This is a genomic window from Geobacter sp., assembly GCF_030834625.1.
Taxonomy (GTDB): domain Bacteria; phylum Desulfobacterota; class Desulfuromonadia; order Geobacterales; family Geobacteraceae; genus Geobacter.
In genome coordinates, this window is sequence record NZ_JAUQXO010000022.1 from 38,774 (window position 1) to 56,218 (window position 17,445).

Annotated in this window: 15 protein-coding genes; 5 read left to right on the plus strand and 10 right to left on the minus strand. The window is 56.1% G+C overall.

The features are described 5' to 3' along the window. Positions 1-2: 2 nt before the first annotated feature. The 5 genes from RCH91_RS05700 to RCH91_RS05720 form a co-directional block, all read right to left on the minus strand. Entirely contained in the window at positions 3-1,229 is a 1,227-nt protein-coding gene (locus RCH91_RS05700; protein WP_306533645.1) for an ABC transporter permease, read from the minus strand. Beyond that, positions 1,229-1,945: an ABC transporter ATP-binding protein gene (locus tag RCH91_RS05705; protein ID WP_306533646.1), complete on the minus strand. Its 717-nt coding sequence runs from the start codon at positions 1,943-1,945 to the stop codon at positions 1,229-1,231. The genes RCH91_RS05700 and RCH91_RS05705 overlap by 1 nt, the downstream gene beginning before the upstream one ends. Continuing rightward, complete coding sequence (locus RCH91_RS05710; protein ID WP_306533647.1) at positions 1,945-3,153, minus strand: efflux RND transporter periplasmic adaptor subunit; 1,209 nt, start codon at positions 3,151-3,153, stop codon at positions 1,945-1,947. Before RCH91_RS05710 ends, RCH91_RS05705 begins: the two co-directional genes overlap by 1 nt. Positions 3,154-3,453: 300 nt before the next feature. Continuing rightward, positions 3,454-4,584 (minus strand): DUF362 domain-containing protein, encoded by a 1,131-nt coding sequence (locus tag RCH91_RS05715; RefSeq protein ID WP_306533648.1) that lies wholly within the window; start codon positions 4,582-4,584, stop codon positions 3,454-3,456. Continuing rightward, positions 4,581-5,822, minus strand: a complete 1,242-nt coding sequence (locus RCH91_RS05720) for an NAD(P)/FAD-dependent oxidoreductase (protein WP_306533649.1) — start codon at positions 5,820-5,822, stop codon at positions 4,581-4,583. Before RCH91_RS05720 ends, RCH91_RS05715 begins: the two co-directional genes overlap by 4 nt. 185 nt (positions 5,823-6,007) lie before the next feature. Between RCH91_RS05720 and xerC the strand changes: the two genes are divergently transcribed. Next, entirely contained in the window at positions 6,008-6,892 is an 885-nt protein-coding gene (gene xerC / locus RCH91_RS05725) for a tyrosine recombinase XerC (RefSeq protein ID WP_306533650.1), read from the plus strand. A 378-nt stretch (positions 6,893-7,270) separates the two neighbouring features. Continuing rightward, entirely contained in the window at positions 7,271-8,620 is a 1,350-nt protein-coding gene (locus RCH91_RS05730) for a DEAD/DEAH box helicase (protein WP_306533651.1), read from the plus strand. Positions 8,621-8,782: 162 nt separating this feature from the next. Here RCH91_RS05730 and RCH91_RS05735 read toward each other — a convergent pair whose 3' ends face one another. Both RCH91_RS05735 and RCH91_RS05740 read right to left on the minus strand, forming a co-directional pair. Continuing rightward, entirely contained in the window at positions 8,783-10,381 is a 1,599-nt protein-coding gene (locus RCH91_RS05735; protein ID WP_306533652.1) for an acetyl-CoA hydrolase/transferase C-terminal domain-containing protein, read from the minus strand. Between the two features lie 257 nt (positions 10,382-10,638). Then, positions 10,639-11,163, minus strand: coding sequence for an ATP-binding protein (locus RCH91_RS05740; protein ID WP_306533653.1), 525 nt, complete (start codon positions 11,161-11,163; stop codon positions 10,639-10,641). 40 nt (positions 11,164-11,203) lie between these two features. Here RCH91_RS05740 and RCH91_RS21415 point away from each other — a divergent pair, with 40 nt between their 5' ends. Continuing rightward, positions 11,204-11,566, plus strand: coding sequence for a helix-turn-helix domain-containing protein (locus tag RCH91_RS21415; protein ID WP_373694369.1), 363 nt, complete (start codon positions 11,204-11,206; stop codon positions 11,564-11,566). 47 nt (positions 11,567-11,613) lie between these two features. Here the strand turns inward: RCH91_RS21415 and RCH91_RS05745 are convergent, their stop codons facing one another. Together RCH91_RS05745 and RCH91_RS05750 are read right to left on the minus strand one after the other, a co-directional pair. Then, a complete protein-coding gene (locus tag RCH91_RS05745; RefSeq protein WP_306533654.1) occupies positions 11,614-12,516 on the minus strand; it encodes an oxidoreductase in 903 nt (300 codons plus the stop codon). 113 nt (positions 12,517-12,629) lie between these two features. Further along, complete coding sequence (locus RCH91_RS05750) at positions 12,630-12,920, minus strand: helix-turn-helix transcriptional regulator (RefSeq protein WP_306533655.1); 291 nt, start codon at positions 12,918-12,920, stop codon at positions 12,630-12,632. Between the two features lie 399 nt (positions 12,921-13,319). Here RCH91_RS05750 and RCH91_RS05755 point away from each other — a divergent pair, with 399 nt between their 5' ends. After that, positions 13,320-13,937 carry a helix-turn-helix domain-containing protein gene (locus tag RCH91_RS05755; protein WP_306533656.1) on the plus strand — a complete coding sequence of 206 codons (618 nt, stop codon included), beginning with the start codon at positions 13,320-13,322 and terminating at the stop codon, positions 13,935-13,937. Positions 13,938-15,314: 1,377 nt separating this feature from the next. Here RCH91_RS05755 and RCH91_RS05760 read toward each other — a convergent pair. After that, a complete protein-coding gene (locus tag RCH91_RS05760) occupies positions 15,315-15,812 on the minus strand; it encodes a hypothetical protein (protein ID WP_306533657.1) in 498 nt (165 codons plus the stop codon). A gap of 373 nt (positions 15,813-16,185) precedes the next feature. Here RCH91_RS05760 and RCH91_RS05765 point away from each other — a divergent pair, with 373 nt between their 5' ends. Beyond that, positions 16,186-17,142 carry a hypothetical protein gene (locus tag RCH91_RS05765; RefSeq protein WP_306533658.1) on the plus strand — a complete coding sequence of 319 codons (957 nt, stop codon included), beginning with the start codon at positions 16,186-16,188 and terminating at the stop codon, positions 17,140-17,142. The last annotated feature ends 303 nt before the right edge of the window (positions 17,143-17,445 follow it).

Consider the following 17,445-nt stretch of genomic DNA (forward strand, 5'->3'; position numbering starts at 1 on the left):
AATCACTCGTAGCGGAGCGCCTCGATAGGATTGAGGGAGGCGGCCTTGCGGGCCGGATAGAACCCGAAAAAGATCCCCACCCCTGCGGAGAAGCCGAAGGAAAGGAGAATCGCCCGGGCCGAGATGAGGGTCGGCCAGTCAAAGAACGTCGTCACCAGCTGAGCCCCGGCCACGCCGATCACCATCCCGATAATCCCCCCGAAGAGCGTCAGCAGCACCGCCTCGGTCAGGAACTGGAGGAGGATGTCCCCCTGTTTCGCGCCGATGGCCATGCGGATGCCGATCTCCCGGGTCCGCTCCGTCACCGACACGAGCATGATGTTCATGATGCCGATCCCCCCCACCACCAGGGAGATGGAGGCCACCGCTCCGAGAAGGATCGACATGACCCGCGACGACTGCTCCGAGGCTGCCAGGATCTCCGAAAGGTTGCGGACCGAGTAGTCCCGCTCCTTGCCGGGGCCGATCCGGTGCCGCTGATCCAGGAGGGTTGTGACTTCCTCCTGGGCCTGGCTGAGGAGCTCCTTGCTCCGGGCCTGCACAAGGATGGAGCCGACGGTGTTCGGGAACTGGGCGCCGAGAATCTTCCGCTGGGCGGTACTGAGCGGCACGAGGATAATGTCGTCCTGGTCGCTCCCCTGGGCCGACTGCCCCTTCTCCTCCAGAAGTCCCACCACCGTGAAGGGAACCCGCTTGATCCGGATCGACTTGCCGATGGGGTCGTCGCTCCCGAAGAGATTCTCGGCCACGGTCTGGCCGATGATGCAGTTCTTGGTAGCCCCCTCCACATCCGACGGGGAAAATTCGCGACCTTCCACCACGGGCCAGGTGCGGATATCCAGAAATTCCGGCGTGATCCCCATGATGATCGTGGACCAGTTCATGTTGCCGTAGACCACCTGTGCCGTTCCCCGCACCGACGGGGCCGCGCGGAGCACCGAGGGGAGCTCGGTATTGACGGCCTTGGCGTCGTCCTGGGTGAGCGTCGGGGTAGTGCCGGCCCCGGCCCGGAGGCCGCCGGCTGTGGTAGTGCCGGGGATGACGAGGATAATGTTGCTGCCGATGCTGGCAATCTGGTCGGAAATGATCTTGCGGGCGCCGGAGCCGATGGCAATCATGATGATGACCGCGGCAATGCCGATGATGATCCCGAGCATGGTGAGGAACGAGCGCATCTTGTTGCTGCGCAGGGCCCGCAGCGATATCCGGAGGCACATGAGGAGATCCATCAGAAGCCCCCCTCACCAGACGCTCTGTTGCCGCCGTTGCGGCTGTCGTCGAGGATCATGCCGTCCCGGAAGGTCATGGCCCTTGTTGCATGGGCGGCAATGTCCGGCTCGTGGGTAACCATGATGATGGTGATCCCCCGGCCGTTCAGCTCGCCGAAGATCCGCATGATTTCCTCGCTGGTGGCGGTATCCAGGTTGCCGGTGGGCTCGTCGGCCAGAAGCAGCGCCGGATCGTTCACCAGCGCCCGGGCGATGGCCACCCGCTGCTGCTGCCCCCCTGAGAGCTGGTTGCTGTAGTGATCGGCCCGATCGGCGAGCCCCACCATGCCGAGGGCGGCCATGGCCCGATCGCGGCGCTCCGCCGCCGGCACGCCGCCGTAAATGAGGGGAAGCTCCACGTTCTCCCGGGCGCTCGTCCGCTTCAGGAGGTTGAACCCCTGGAAGACGAAGCCGAGCTTCCGATTGCGGAGTTCGGCCAGCTCATTGGGAGAGAGGCGCCCCACGTTCACTCCCCCCAGGTGGTAGTCGCCGGCGGTGGGAACATCGAGGCAGCCGAGGATGTTCATACAGGTGGACTTCCCGCTCCCCGAGGCCCCCATGATGGCGATGAACTCACCGGGCTCCACCACGAAGGAAACCCCCCGCAGGGCCTCCACCCGCTGATCCCCCATGGCATAGACCTTGGTGACGTTCGTTATTTCGACGACCCGCTCCATCAGAACCTCATGGGCGGCCCGCCGCCGCTCTTCTTCTGCTTCTCCTTGGGATTGGACTCCTGGACGATGACCTTATCCCCCTCCTTGAGACCGCCGCTAGCCACCTCCACGTGGCTGTCGTTGCCGAGACCCGTGGCGATCTTCACCGGAACCGGTTTCTTCTCTGCCGACAGGACAAAAACCTGCTGTCCCCCCTCCTGCTTCCCCTTCATCCCCGCCGGGCGCCCCGTGGCACGGGGCTCATCACTTTCTTCCTTGTCGGAGCGGGGCTTGTAGCGGAGCGCCGCCTTGGGCACCTTGAGGACGTTGTCCTTTCGCCCCACCTCGATGGCCACGTTGGCGGTCATCCCCGGCTTGAGCTTCAGGTCGGGGTTGGCCACGGTGATCACCACCACATAGGTGACCACGTTCTGGGTAACCACCGGGGCATTGCGCACCTGCGCCACCCGGGCCTTGAATGGGGTGTCAGGATAGGCGTCCACCGTAAAGGAAACCGGCTGCCCCACCCGAACCCGACTGATGTCAGCCTCGTCGACGCTGGTCTCGATCTGCATCCGGGTGAGATCCTGGGCAATGGTGAAGAGGGTCGGAGTCTGGAAGGAGGCGGCAACGGTCTGCCCCACGTCGACGCTGCGGGAGATGACGACACCGTCCACCGGCGAGCGGATGGTGGCATTCTTCAGGTTCGTCTCGGCCCGGGCCAGGGCCCCCCGGGTCTGGACCACGGTGGCCTCGGCAGCCTTCACGGCGGCAACGGATTCTTCATAACGAGTTTCCGCGGTATCGAAGTCCCCCTGGGAGACAACCCCGTCCTTCACCAGCTGCCGGTTACGGGCCATGGTCCGTTTCGCATCAACGGCGGTGGCCCGGGCCTTGGCGAGGTTCGCCTGGGCCGCGAGGGAATTCCCCCGGGTCTGCTCCATCTCGGCGCTGAAGAGGGCCGGATCAATCTGGGCAATGACCTCCCCCTTCTTCACGGGAGAGTTGAAGTCGACGAAGAGCCTCTGAATGGTCCCCGAAACCTGGGTCCCCACCTGAACGGTGGTAACGGCGGAGAGGTTGCCGGTGGCTGAGACCGTGGCGACAATGTCGCCCCGTTCCGCGGGGGCGGTCTTGTAGGTCCGCTCCGGCTCCCGTGTGGCAAAGACGTAGAACCCGCCGGCCACGGCCAGGACGAGCACCGCGGCGATGATGGAGACTTTTTTCATGACGACCTCGAAGAGGGATACGTTGTGAGAAGTATGTATAACAGAAACGGTCCCGCGCTGGAACCGTTGACACGAAAAAGCCCCCTGCCATGGGGCAGGGGGCTGGTGGTTAAGCCCGCCGCACTACGCGACGGGCAAGAGTCGGCAACCCTCCTTGCAACGGGTTACCGGGCGAAGCATATAGATCGTGGTCCACATGGCCGAGTTCTCCTTTCGCAATGATGTTCCCGCCTTCGCGGGCCTGATTCAATAGTAATCACCCCCCCGGACAATGTCAACGGAGGGGGCGATTAAATATCTTTATACACATCTCTTAATCATTTTCAGGAGCGCCCCTTCCCGTACGCCGAGAGCCCCCTCGGGGCAGAGCTCCCGGCAGCAGAAACAGCGGATGCAGGCGTGGTAATCGAAATGGAGCCTCCCCTCCCGAATCTCGATGGCCCCGGGTGGGCAGGCGTCGCGACAGATGCCGCAGAGGGTGCAGGTCTCGGGATTCCCGCAGGGGCGCGAGGTGAGGTAGTGGCGGAGCCGGTTCTTGAGGAAACGGGGAAGGCCGAACTGGACATCGGAGAGGTGGGGGAGGCGGAAGGGGTGAATTTTCACCTCATCGACCGCCACTCCCCGGGTCTCGATGGCGGTCCGGTCCCAGCCGTCGATGCCTTGCGCCTCGGCGGCCCGCTCCACCCAGAGGAGCTTCTTGGGGATACCGGCCAGTTCGGCGGCGATGACATCCACCGCCACCGGATTCGTGCCGGCAAGGAGAAGGCCGCAGGGGCGAGGGTCGCCGCTTCCCGGCCCGTCACCCTCCATGGCGAGGATGCCGTCAACGATGGTCAGGTCGGGCCTGCGCAGGAGGTAGATCTCCAGAAGCATCCGGGCGAAGAGCTCCCGGTCGGCCCCTGCCTTCAGGTGCCACCCCGCCTTGGCGGCTCCTACCACCGCGCCGAAGAGGTTCTTCACGGCGCAGGTCATGGTCATCATCTCGTGGGTCTTGAGCTTGGGAAGGTTGATGAGGCGATCGGCCTCCAGGTACGGACGGGCAATCTGAAACTCCCTGAAGAGCCCCTGGCCCCGCACCGTCACCGTCTCGTCGAAGGGGACGAACTCGGCCCCGGTCTCCTCCACCACAGCCAGGATGCCGCTTCGCTCCGCCACCCGCCGGAAGCCGCCGACGCCGGGGGAGTCACCCACGAGCGGAATCCCACCGGCCTCCCGCACCAGCCCGATCACCTGCCGGAGCAGCTCCGGGTGGGTCGTGACCGCCCGCTCCGGCTCCCTGGCGGCGAGCATGTTCGGCTTGAGGAGAACCCGCTCCCCTGGCTTCACGAAGGCAGCCATGCCCCCCAAGGGCGCCAGAAGCCGGGCAAGGGCGGGCTGAACGACGTCGGGCCGGTAACTCCCGGCCCGTTCGATGGCAACGGTGTGGCTCACTCCTCCACCCGCTCGGTGATAAGTCGCACCTGCCGCTCATGGAACCAGTAGTACCAGATCCAGTTGAGCATGACGACGATCCGGTTGCGGAAGCCGATCAGGTAGTAGAGGTGGAGCAGGAGCCAGACGAGCCACGCCGCATACCCCCGGAACTTCATCCCGAATGCGCACGCAACGGCCGCGCTCCGCCCGATGGTGGCCATACTTCCCCGGTCGCGGTACCGGAATTGGGGGAGAGTCTCCCCCTTCTCCCGGGCTACGATGGCCTCTCCGGCATAGGTCCCCATCTGCATCGCCACTGGCGCCACCATGGGAAGCGCCGCGCCGTCCTGCTCAAAGTACGCCATGTCGCCGATGACGAAGACTTCGGGATGCCCGGCGATGGTCAGGTCCGGCTCCACGGGGATCCGCCCCCCCGCCTTGGGAGTGACGCCAAGAGTCCCGGCCAGGGGAGCCGCCTTGACCCCCGCCGACCAGAAAAGGGTATGGGCCGGGATGATGGCACCGTCGTGGAGGGCGACCTGCTCGGGCCCCGCATCCACCACCCGGGCGTTGAAAAGGACTTCCACCCCCATGCTTCGGAGCTTCTCCAGAGTGTACACCTGCAGCTCCGGCGGCATGGCGGCCAGGAGCCGGTCAAAGGCCTCCACCAGCACGACCCGCGCCGCCTGGACGCTCAGATCGGGGTAGTCCTTGGCCAGGACGTAGCGAACGAGCTCCATGAGGGCACCGGCAAACTCGACCCCGGTGGGTCCACCACCCACGATGACGAAGGTCATGAGGGCCCGTCGCCGGGCCGGGTCGGGCTCCACCATCGCCCGCTCGAAGGCGGTGAGGATATGGTTGCGAAGCCGCTCCCCGTCGATGAGCTCCTTCAGGTCAAAGGCTTGGCGCTCCACCGATTCGAGACCGAAGTAGTTGGTGACGCTCCCGGCGCCAATCACCAGGTAATCGTAGGGGATGCGTCTGCTGTCGGTGACCACCTCCCGGGCCTCGAAATCAATGCCAGTCACCTCCGCCAAGTGAAAGCGGGTGCCGGGCCACTGCCGGGCCATGGCCCGCACCGGGTAGGCAATGGATTCCTGCTCGAGGCCCGCCGTTCCCACCTGGTAGAGGAGGGGCTGAAAGAGGTGGTAGTTGTTCCGGTCCACCAGCACCACGTCGAGCCCTTTCCCCGCCAGAACGCGGGCCGCCCGGATACCGCCGAACCCCATGCCGATGATGACCACCCGTTTCACGATATCATGTACCTCCCCGGATATTGAACTTTCAGAATCGTACTTCTCGCGCCGTCCCAGCGCCTCGACCCTTGTCAAGAACAAGGGGAACCAGAGAAGGATATCCTGTTTTTCCCCCCGAAACAACCGGAGTTCGGTTTACACGAAAAATCTGCTATGCTGACTGCTACGAAAAAGGAGCCACCATGGAACAGGAGATAGCCGCCTTTATCCGCCACCTGGAAACGGAACGCAATGCCTCGCCCAACACCCTGGCCGCCTACCGCTCAGACCTGGCCCAGTTCCGGGAATTTGTCCAGGTCGAGTTGGGTTCGTCGGCGGAGCCGGAGGGGGTTTCGCACCTCCTGATCCGGCGCTGGCTCGCGCTCCTGCACCGGGACCACACAAAAAGCTCCGTGGGCCGGAAGCTGGCGGCGGTGCGGGCCTTCTTCAAGCATCTGGTCCGGATCGGGAGCCTCGCCAAGAACCCCGCGGAGCTGGTCTCCACCCCCAAGAAAGAGAAAAGAGTCCCCTATCATCTCTCCATCGACGAGGTGACAGCCCTGGTGGAAACACCCCGGGAAACGGATCTGTTGAGCCTGCGGGACCGGGCCATCCTCGAAACCCTCTATTCATGCGGTGTTCGGGTTTCGGAGCTCACCGGCCTGAACGTTGGGGGAATCGACCTGGACGACGGCACCGTGCGGGTCCTCGGCAAGGGGAGCAAGGAACGGATCGTGCCGGTAGGAAGCCACGCCCGCACCTCCCTCTCCCGCTACCTCGAGGCGCGGAACCATCCCCACCCCGACGCTCCCCTCTTCACCAACGCCCGGGGCGGCCGGCTCACCCCCCGCAGCGTTCGGCGCGTGATAGACAAGCATATCCTTCGGATCGCTGCCATGCGGAAGATCTCTCCCCACACCCTCCGCCACACCTTCGCCACCCACATGCTCGAAGGGGGGGCAGATCTGCGGGCCATCCAGGAGCTCCTGGGCCACGCCTCCCTCTCCACGACCCAGAAGTACACCCACGTGGGCATCGACCGCCTCATGGAGGTCTACGACAAGGCCCACCCCAAGGCCCGGAAATAATCCTTGTCATTTCATAAATTATCCCGTATGGTGCCCGTTGACTGATCAACGCTCAGGCGGAACCTGCCACCAGGCACACCCCGAAGTACCCCCGCCATTTGCTTCATCGCTCACTAACCCCCCTCTGCTTACGGCAACGCCTCACGGCGCAGCAGCACAAACGGTTGGCGACGATGTTTCATGCCAGTCAATTCTGTGTTGTTGCCGTCCCCCATTAGGGCATCAGGTTGCCCTGCGGCTCACACGCGTACTCTTCATGTCTTTCCGGTGACGATCACGGCGCCCTTCGCGACGCGCGTGGCATGGTGCGTTGCATGCCCGCAATCCGATCGGCTATGTCCGTTGGCGTCCGGAAACGACCCTAAAGGAAACGATTCAATGACTTTTGCTGAACTGAACCTCCTCCCCCCCATCCTCAAGGCGGTCGCCGCGTGCGGCTACACTGATCCGACCCCGATTCAGGCCGAAGCGATACCCAGAGCATTGGTGGGTCGCGACCTTCTAGCCACTGCCCAGACCGGCACCGGCAAGACCGCAGCCTTTGTCCTTCCAGCCCTCCAGCGTCTGGCAGCCCCTGCCCAAAAGCCCGGCCGCGGTCCCCGAGTGCTCGTCCTGACCCCCACCCGGGAGCTGGCCAACCAAGTGACCGACGCGGTCCGCTCCTACGGCAAGCTCCTGCGGGTACGCAGCGGCGCCATCCTCGGCGGCATGCCCTATCGGGAACAACTCCGGCTCCTTTCGGCTCCGGTGGACCTGATCGTAGCCACGCCTGGGCGCCTCGTGGACCTGCTGGATCGGAGGAGCCTCGACCTTTCCCGCCTTGAGATGCTGGTCCTCGACGAAGCCGACCGGATGCTCGACATGGGGTTCAGCGATGACGTGGACCGGATCGCCGCCGCTACCCCCGCCGACCGCCAGACCCTCCTCTTCACGGCCACCATGGACAATGCCATGGCGCGCCTGGCAGGGAGGTTGCTGCGCGAACCGGAGCGGATCGAGATCACGGGCCCCAAAACGACCCATGAGAATATCGAACAGCGCCTCCATGTGGCCGACGACCTGTCCCACAAAAACAGGTTGCTTCAGCACCTGATCACCGATGGCGACGTCCACAAGGCGATCATCTTCTCCGCCACCAAGCGCGACGCCGAGAATATGGCCGTCGAGCTCAGGAATCAGGGACATTCCGCCGCGGCCCTCCATGGCGACATGCCCCAGAATGCCCGCAACCGGACCATCGCCGCCATGAAGCAGGGAAGGATACGGCTTCTGGTGGCCACCGACGTGGCGGCCCGCGGCTTGGATGTAACCGGCATCAGCCATGTCATCAACTTCGACCTGCCGAAATTCGCCGAGGACTATGTCCACCGCATCGGCCGCACCGGCCGGGCAGGGGCATCGGGCATCGCCATCTCCTTCGCCTCCCTTAACGAGGTCAGCTACCTGGCCCGCATCGAGCGCTACATCGGCCAATCCCTGCCCGAACACCGGATCCCGGGGCTTGAGCCGCGCCGCCCCCTCTCCCGCGTCTCTGCCGGGAAAGGGAGTAGACCGGCAGGCTCCACCAGTGGTGCCCGTAAAAGCTACGGTCCCCGCGATAACGGCAAAACGGGCGGCAGCAGGCCCAGCAGTGCCAAACGTTCCCCTTGGGGCGAGCGCTCGTCTTCCAACGGGCCGATTGTCGAATACCGCAGTTCCAAGAGCGGGCAGCCCCGCAGGCAGTCCTGATTCCACTGTAATAGGGGGTCGGCAAGGGCATGGGGCGTCGACTCCCGCCCTTGCCGGCCACGTATCGCCAGGCGGCCTTTTCTTCGCTGCCCAATAAGACTGAAACAAAAAACCCCACCGGGAGACCGGTGGGGTTTTTTGTTTGCGGAACGGTACGAGAGCTTACCCCTCGCAGAGGTCGATCTTCACGTCCCAGTTCTTGATCTTCATGGTGCCGTTGCGCTCCAGGTTGAGGTGCATCTTGAAGGCGCGGTCCCACAGCTGCGGCTCGTGGCCGACCTTGCGGGCAAGGCAGTCCTTTGTGGCGATCTCCAGGTACTCGCTGAGGATCGGCTTGTAGTCCGGGTGGGCGCACTTCTCGATGATGCGCTTGGCCCGCTCCTTCGGAGCCATGCCGCGGAGGTCGGCCAGACCCTGCTCGGTAACGACGCAGTCCAGGTCATGCTCGGTGTGGTCGATGTGGGAGCAGTGCGGCACCACGCAGGAGATACCGTTCGGGTCGGTCTTGGAAGGACGGCTCGACGGGGTGTGCATGATCTTCAGGAAGCCGTTACGGAGGAAGTCGCCGGAACCGCCGAGGCCGTTGATCATCCGGGTACCGCCGACCAGCGTGGAGTTGGCGTGGGCGTAGATGTCGATCTCAACCGGGGTGTTCATGGCGATGCACCCGAGGCGACGGATCGGCTCAGGGGCGTTGGAAATGGAGAGCGGACGAAGGGTGCACTTGCCGAAGTACTTGTCCCAGTTCTCGAAGAAGCGCGGGAAGCCCGGGCTCTCGGAGAGCGACAGGGAGCAGGCAGAAGCGGCATCGCACTTGCCGGAATCAAAAAGATCCAGAATGGTGTCCTGCAGAACCTCGGTGAAAACGGTCAGGTTGTAGAAGGGCCCCTTGGCCAGACCGCCGATGACGGCGTTGGCAATGGATCCGACGCCAGACTGGATCGGAAGGAGGTTCTTGGGGAGACGGCCGGCCTTCACTTCATGGGAGAAGAAGTCGATGAGGTGGTTGGCGATTGCCTCGGAGGTGTCGTCCTGCTCGGCAAAGGCACGCCCCTTGTCACGGAGCTTGGACTCGACCACGGCAATGATCTTGCTCGGATCGCACGGAACGTAGGTTGTGCCGACCCGTTCGTCAGTCTTGGTGATGCCGATGACCTTACGATTGGGCGGATTCTCGCAGACAATGATGTCGTGAATCCCTTCGAAGGAAGGCTCGCCGGTGTTCACCTCGACGATGATCCTGTCGCACTGCATCAGGATCTCGGGGATGACGCCGCAGGAGGTGGTGGGAACCAGGCCGCCGTCCTCGGTGATGGCGGAAACTTCGATAATGCCCAGATCGAGACGGCCAGTCTCGCTGTCCTTGGTGTAGAAACCGTAGCCCAGATCCTGCGCGAAGAGAGAGAGGTGCTTGTCACCCATCCGGATGCGGCCTTCGTTGATGCCGGCGGCGATGTTCTTGCCGGTCTGGTACGGCCAGCGGCGGTCGATCATGTCGAGGGTGGCCCAGCGGTCCTCGGTCTCGGCCCCGACGGAGGCGCCGATGAAGAGGTTAAACTTCCACTTCCCCTGCAGGTTGTTCTTCTCCACGTGGTCGGCCAGCGCAATGGGCACCACCTTGGGGTAACCGGCCGGGGTGAATCCGGACCAGCCGAGGTTCATGCCCGGCTTGAAGAACTGGATGGTCTCCTCGGGAGTCATGACCTTGCTGAGCAGTGACTTGCAACGTACGCGGTCTTGCAGTGTGCCGTACTCTGACATCTCTTACCTCCGTTTTGTGATGGTGATTACAAGCAAAGCCTGTAAACGCTGGGACATAACAAACTGGTAATTTCACTATTGCTCCGACGGTACTACCAAAGCTGATGGCGTTTACCCCAAATTAGAACCGGATTTTACTTGCCACCCTTTCTTTAGTCAAGCTAAAAAATTATTAACAATTCATGATCTAGCATGTGCCGTTCCGCATACTGCATACACTTGACCAGGCACGCGGATACGGACAAAAAAGGAGAACGTCACGATGATGCCTTACGATCCAGGCTGCGGTACTGGATCGCCTCAGAGACGTGCTGCTCGCGGACCCCATCGCTGCCGTCCAGGTCGGCAATGGTGCGGGCCACCTTGAGGATGCGGCTGTAGGAACGGGCCGAGAGGCCAAGACGGTCGGTGACCAGTTCGAGCATCCGGTTGCCGGCTGCGTCCGGCTCGCAGAATTTCTTGATGAAGCGTGGCGTCATCTGGGCATTGCTGTGTACTTTCGAACCACTGAAGCGATCGCGCTGGACCTCGCGGGCTTTTTCGACGCGGCTGCCGATACTCCGTGAGCTCTCCCCCTCGCGGCCGTCGGCCAAATCCCGGTACTTGACGGCGGGCACCTCGATGTGAATGTCGATCCGGTCCAGCAACGGTCCGGAGATGCGGGAACGGTAGCGCTGGACCATGACCGGCGTGCATGAGCAGGGGTGGAGAGGATCGCCAAGATAGCCGCAGGGGCACGCTTGCGCCCCCAATTCTTTACTGTATGTAGTCAGGACAGTCATAACGTATGACAATACACCAAAGGGTTATCCTGTTCAAGCAATTACCACTGGTGACCATTTAAGAAAAGCAAGGCTGGACGCGGGGTTATGCCAGAAAAATGTTGCTGAGCTAATAGGCGTAAGCATCTGCACCATAACAAACTGGGAACTAAATCGCGGGGAACCGGAGATAAGATTTATTCCGGCTATTATTAAGTTCCTTGGGTATAATCCTCGACCGGAACCGGAAGGCACTCTTGAACGGTTAGAATGGTATCGCTGGACTAATGGATTGAGTATTGAACGGCTCGGCATTGTCATGAAACGCGACCCGGAACAGTTATCTGACTGGCTTTCCGGGAGACATAAACCATTTAGGAAGAGTCTTGATAAAATCGCCACGTTTCTTAATAGCAAAGAATGAGGCACTGAACTTTCGCGTTTGTATTCAGTGCCTCATACTTCATTCGATTAACACTGAAAGCAAACTCCGGTGAGTTGTTCAGACTTTTCCCACAACTTGCTATGCACTTCGCTTTTCCGTGAGCTACATGGCAACTTCACTTCGACCGGAGTTCCACGCATTTGAAACCAGCTTTTTGGGCCATAGTATGTTCCTGAACGTGTCTCTTCAACGGAAGCTCGTAGTGATGGTAGTGCGCCCTGTGACCCATGTTGACCGATAATCTTGGTAATACACTCAAATTTATGTTTTTGAAGGTTGGATACGGTAGCGCCAGGATGTGAAGCTACGGAAGTCAGCCAAGGGAACCGCCGTCCAAGTTCGAGCATAAAGGCCAAGTTTGCAAGCTTTGACTGTCCGTATGTCCTCATCGGTTTATACAATCGTTCGCTTTGCAGATTATCCAGTTCAATCTTTCCCCAGGTGGCCGCAGCACTTGACACTGAAACAACGCGGGGTGTCTTGCTTCTTTGCAACGCCGGAAGTAGAAGTCCGGTGAGAGCAAAGTGACCAAGATGGTTGGTGCCGAACTGCTTTTCAAATCCTTCAACCGTCAATTCTCTTTCCGGGAGAGCCATTATACCGGCGTTATTGACAAGTATGTCCAACGGTTCGTTTGTCGCCAGATATTTCTCGGCAAATAGCCGAACGGACATAAGGTCAGACAGGTCAAGAAACTCAAGACGGAATTTCGCTCCTGGTGCTTCCTGGCGGAGTTGCTTCAAGGCAGTATTACCCCGTGCCTCATCCCTGCTGGCAATGACTACGTTTGCGCCGGCACGTCCGAGTTCCAAAGCGGTATGGTAGCCAACTCCGCTGTTTGCTCCGGTTACAATCGCATTCTTGCCGGTTTGGTCACCAATATTCTCTGTGGTCCACTTATCTGATTTACAGCAACATGTGCATTTCATCTTCTCTTCTCCTTTGACAGTTTGATAGTTTTACACTTTGATATTTGTCGAAGTGTATGCTGAAATAAAAAGCCTGCGTCCAGGCTTTAAACAATTCGATATTGGTTCTTCTCTTAACCCGGCAAGAGTCGTTTGACTTCTTCCCATGTTGCCAGATTGGGTTTGGCTATGAGGAACTTTCCCTGGCGTTCTGTTGTAATCAAACCGGCATTGGTAAGTTCTTTAAGGTGATGGGATACGGTTGGTGCACCGATTTTCAATGAAGCGATTATATCCGAGACGCAACATTCACAAGCATCTGTCTTAAATCCGTCTTGGTCACCCTTTACGATGCTGAGGTAAATCTCAAGTCGGTTGGGATGGGAAAGTGCTTTCATAATTTTTGCGGCCTGCTTGATATCCATATGGTCTCCATACAATTTGACAACTATCGAAATGATAGGCCGGGATAAAACTTTCGTCAAGAAGTTTTTTAGTTACGCGGCATCATACTTAAAACACAGTGGGATGGTGTTTCGGTGTGGGTATATCAGAGTGTAATCGTCGTGAAGCGTGTTTTCAGTAGCATGTATCATACTAAAAACGTGTCTGGCGAGTGTTTTAGGAGGATATATACGACTATCCTCTGTTCTTGATAAGGTCTACTTTTATCCCTAAATCGTAGAATTGTCAAAGTGGTTGATATCACAGGGTTATTTCTTGACTTCTTTGATTTTTGATGATAGTATTCTCATCATAATTATGAATCAAGTCTAAAAGACGATTTAACCCAAAATCCACAAAAGCAGAATGGGGAAATGAATATGAGTTTGAAAGATATTTATGACGTAGATACAAATTTTGTCCATATTTTTAGTGAAATGTTTCGGTCTGGCGACGCGAAAGATATGGGACCGCATACACTTATGGTTTATTTGGCAATCAAAATTCACGTAAACATGAATAATGGGGTAGCATTTCCAAGTGTAGATACCCTTCAGGAAATTACAGGTGTTTCAAGAAGTCAGGTATTTCGGGCACTGAAAGTTCTGGAAGACATCAACTATATTGTAAAATCCAAACATAATAAAGTTGGTGGCGGGTCACATAATGTCTACAAAATGCAGGAAAAATTTATAATGAAGGACGTTGACGGGAACGATACGGCTGTAGCAACTTTTGATTACGTTCCGTCTGCAGTGAGAGCAACAATGGCTGAACTGAAAAACTTCCAGATGACTGGCGAGAAGGGCAATATTGTTCGCATTGAAAATCTTGTTCTTAATTTTAATAACTACACAAATTGCACGATTAATCAGTCAAATATTCGTGAAGCTCATAACAATTATGCGAAGACAAAGCGTGTTCAGAAGTTTATTGAATCCGACCCGAAGCGGGCAGAATACGTTAGTAATTTAGCTAAAATGACTAATCCGGCGTAATCACCTATACATTTATTGTAGTTTAAAGCCCGTTATTACGGGTTTTTTGCGTATTGGACGTACAGGTATGTTCAGCACGGTGGCAACTACTTCAAGCACGCTACAAACTGAAACACACTCGTTTCCAACTATTAGTAATATAATGAACCGATATTCAATCGAATTACTGGGTTTTATATACAAACCATAGTGTCTGACAGACACCGTGGTTTTGACATTCTGGGTTAGAAGAGAAACTATTTTGAATTTCAAGCACGGTGTCTGACTGACACCATGCCTAATCGCGTAAGTAGTTGATTGTTCGTTGCCAAATACCTTTGTTTTAGCTGATTGTCAATAAACCACGGTGTCTGTGTGGTACCCTAAAAAGAAGCCTTTTCTTGTTAATAAATTAAATACCTAATTGCAGTTCGAATTTTTTGTTTTTTGAAAACCCATTGAGGTTCAGGTTGGTTCTTTACCACTCCAAGGTATTTGGATTTATTTCTCATGCATGGCGTGTTGTCACAATCAAAGGCGAAAACCGCCGGACGATTGGTATCGCCTCGGCAGTTTTTGACATCGCAACAGGAATTGTGATTAGAGGCGACAACCTTCATCTCCTGGGACACTCGCTGGTGTCCCTTCACGGCATCCATGCTGGAAACGAAATACTTTCGCATTGAGTCAGCGGAAATTCCGCCATGCCTTAAACCCCACATGAACCTGGACGGCCAACGAGCCGGACATCTCGGAAATTTCCGCCAAAGGTTCAGGTAGAGGATGTTGACCTTTATTGAATTTCGCTTGCGATGTCCATGTTTGTTGGCGGGATGGTTTTAGCCGCCTAAACTGGACACCGACAGTCGGAATGCTTTGATTCCGACAATGCCGGGGCGCTCACAGAACGAAGTGAATAGCGACCTGGAGTATCCGGCGCAGATTTATCGCGTCGCAAAATTCATGTGACTGATATTTTTTGAAAAACAAAGAAAATAGTATTCAGCAAAAGTCCATCAATATCAGCCTGTTAAGCAATCCACAATAGTGCACAGAAACGTCCAGATTTCGTTTCTGGCAGGTTTGAATTGGTCGGATAATACTACGACCGCCTCAAAGACATTCACACGTTAAATTCAAGCGACATTCTTGAATTGCTTGTTCTTGCAGGACATACACAAAGACCACCATTTCAAATAAGATTTGGTGGTCAGGATTTTACCGATATAATCGAAGATTTGATAAGACTACGGAAATACTGGTAATTATTCAATAAAACAGCTTGACTGTCGGCTACAAGGGAGTTAATTGTATAGTAATTCTACTCTCTTGAGACTTCTTAACTGAACCCCAGCCATACCTATCTGGTTCTCTGCTTTTATTGCATTCTTTCCGGTTTTACCCGTTTCCATGTGCTTTTTCGACTGATACAGGTTTTGAATAATCACGATTATTAAACACTTTGAACAAGTAGCTTTTACTGATTCTCTTCTTGTGGTTTGAAGCCAGATAGTCACAAATCCTTGAATATGAAAGCCCTTCCTCCCGTAGTTTTTCAATAATGTGTTCCCACTCTCCTTCCAGTTTCTCACGCTTCACCGGTTTCCTTGCAGACCTGCTTTTAAGTTTCAATACTTCAAGCTCTGCTTTCTTCTGGTCAATCAATATTAAGTCATCCCTGATTGACAACTTTCTACCGTCCGATTCCCTCCATGCTATCCTTAAAGCTTTTATCAGATAGCCATGAATATTCTCCGGGGTTTCGTCTGGTTTCTTTTTATGCAAGCGACAATCATTAAGGTATTCTCTCCGCACGTCCATCATGCTTTGCATAATTTGTTGCTGCAAAGCTATCTCCTGGCGTGCAAACCAAAGCAAAAGTTCTTTTGCGTCCATAACGTTTCCTTATCCGTTCATTTTGCAATCAATTAATAATCCATCATCTAACTCTGACAACCGCGACAGTCAACTCTCAATCGTCAAGGTTGTTTTCACATAAAGTGGTCACGAGTTCGTGAAGTTTTGGCATACAGCCAAAACAACACGAAATCGTCAAAAACGCAGTTGTAAACGTCAGAAAAAAGCCTTGGTTTCAATCGCCGTCATTGCGAGCGTTTAGCACCGCATAATGACCAACCCGTTCAGGTTGTAAAAGCGAACATGGGTGACACCTGCCCTTTGCCATACGGCATAAAATAGGCGCTCAGTCTTAACTCCGCCGTCCGACGCCAGCGGGTATTCACAAATTCTGGAAGAAAGCGAGGTTCCCATGCGTGGTTCAATTAGTAGTCAATGTGGTAGGTTGTCTGTTGAAGTGAATAAACTTGGTGAAAGCAAATACGAAGCGAAAGCCGAAGCACGTTCAGAACTATCAAGTGCTGGTTTGTCCGCGACATCCGAAGCGATAGCAGAAAAAACCGGAATTTATTCGGCTGGCACCATGTCTAACTATATTGAGCGCTGGATTGAATTCGGTGAATACGCAAAATCCGAACTCGGTATAAAGGACATGGAAAAGCTGGATGCAGAAGCGGTTCGGTCGTTTTTGGCGGATAAAATTGAGCAAGACGTAAGCTACAGTCATTTTAGTCAATATTGCGCTGCGCTTGGAAAACTGGAGCAGGCAATAGAATCATTTTCGCAAAGTGTAAGAGGAATAGAGCGAGACCCTGATTTTAGAACTGCGATTGATGAACTCCGACCGGAAGCAAGGGCGGAATTAAGCAGATTTGAAGGTTCCCGTGCGTATGATGACCCGGCTAAATTAGTTGAAAACCTGTCCGGGATATCTCAGCTCGTGGCACAAATTCAGTTAGAATCCGGCGCGAGACTATCGGAAGCAAGCAATATCACTGCTGGACAATTAAATGGTATGTCGCAAGATTGCACCGAAAAAGTTGTCGGGACGTTCGATTTCGTAGGTAAAGGTGGCAAGGAAAATATCGGCAACCTTTCACCGGAGACATATGAACGGCTTGTTCAACATATAGCCGAGCATGGTTCATTGTCGCATAGCGTGGATACATATCGTGAAGACCTAAAATCGGCGTCTGAACGTACAGACCAACAGTATAATGGTAGTCATGGATTAAGATGGTGCTTTGCACAGGAGAGATATTCGGAATTAAGGGGTGCAGGGTTCGGTGAAAAAACCAGCCTTGGGCAAGTAAGCGAAGAAATGGGTCATAACAGAATTTCCATCACGGAACATTATCTCGGTCATTAATTTTCTGGTATTCCGTCGGCAGACTTCGGTATTGATTTTCACGGCAACACGAAGTTTGTTCCGATTATTGAAAAGAAATTAGCCCCACATCTGTTTTTGTCATACCCCGCAAGGGATTGACGAGCAGTGTGGGGCTTTTTTTGTGTCTAAAATGTCGGCGGCAATACTTCCAGCCGCCGATCTGGCCAGAGTGATTCTCTGGCCAGACAATTCTCGCGACTACAAACTTGATAAAACTTTGAACAAACTCAGGTCGGTTCGATTGTACAATGTGTTGTCAATGTTCTGCTCTACTACGCGGTA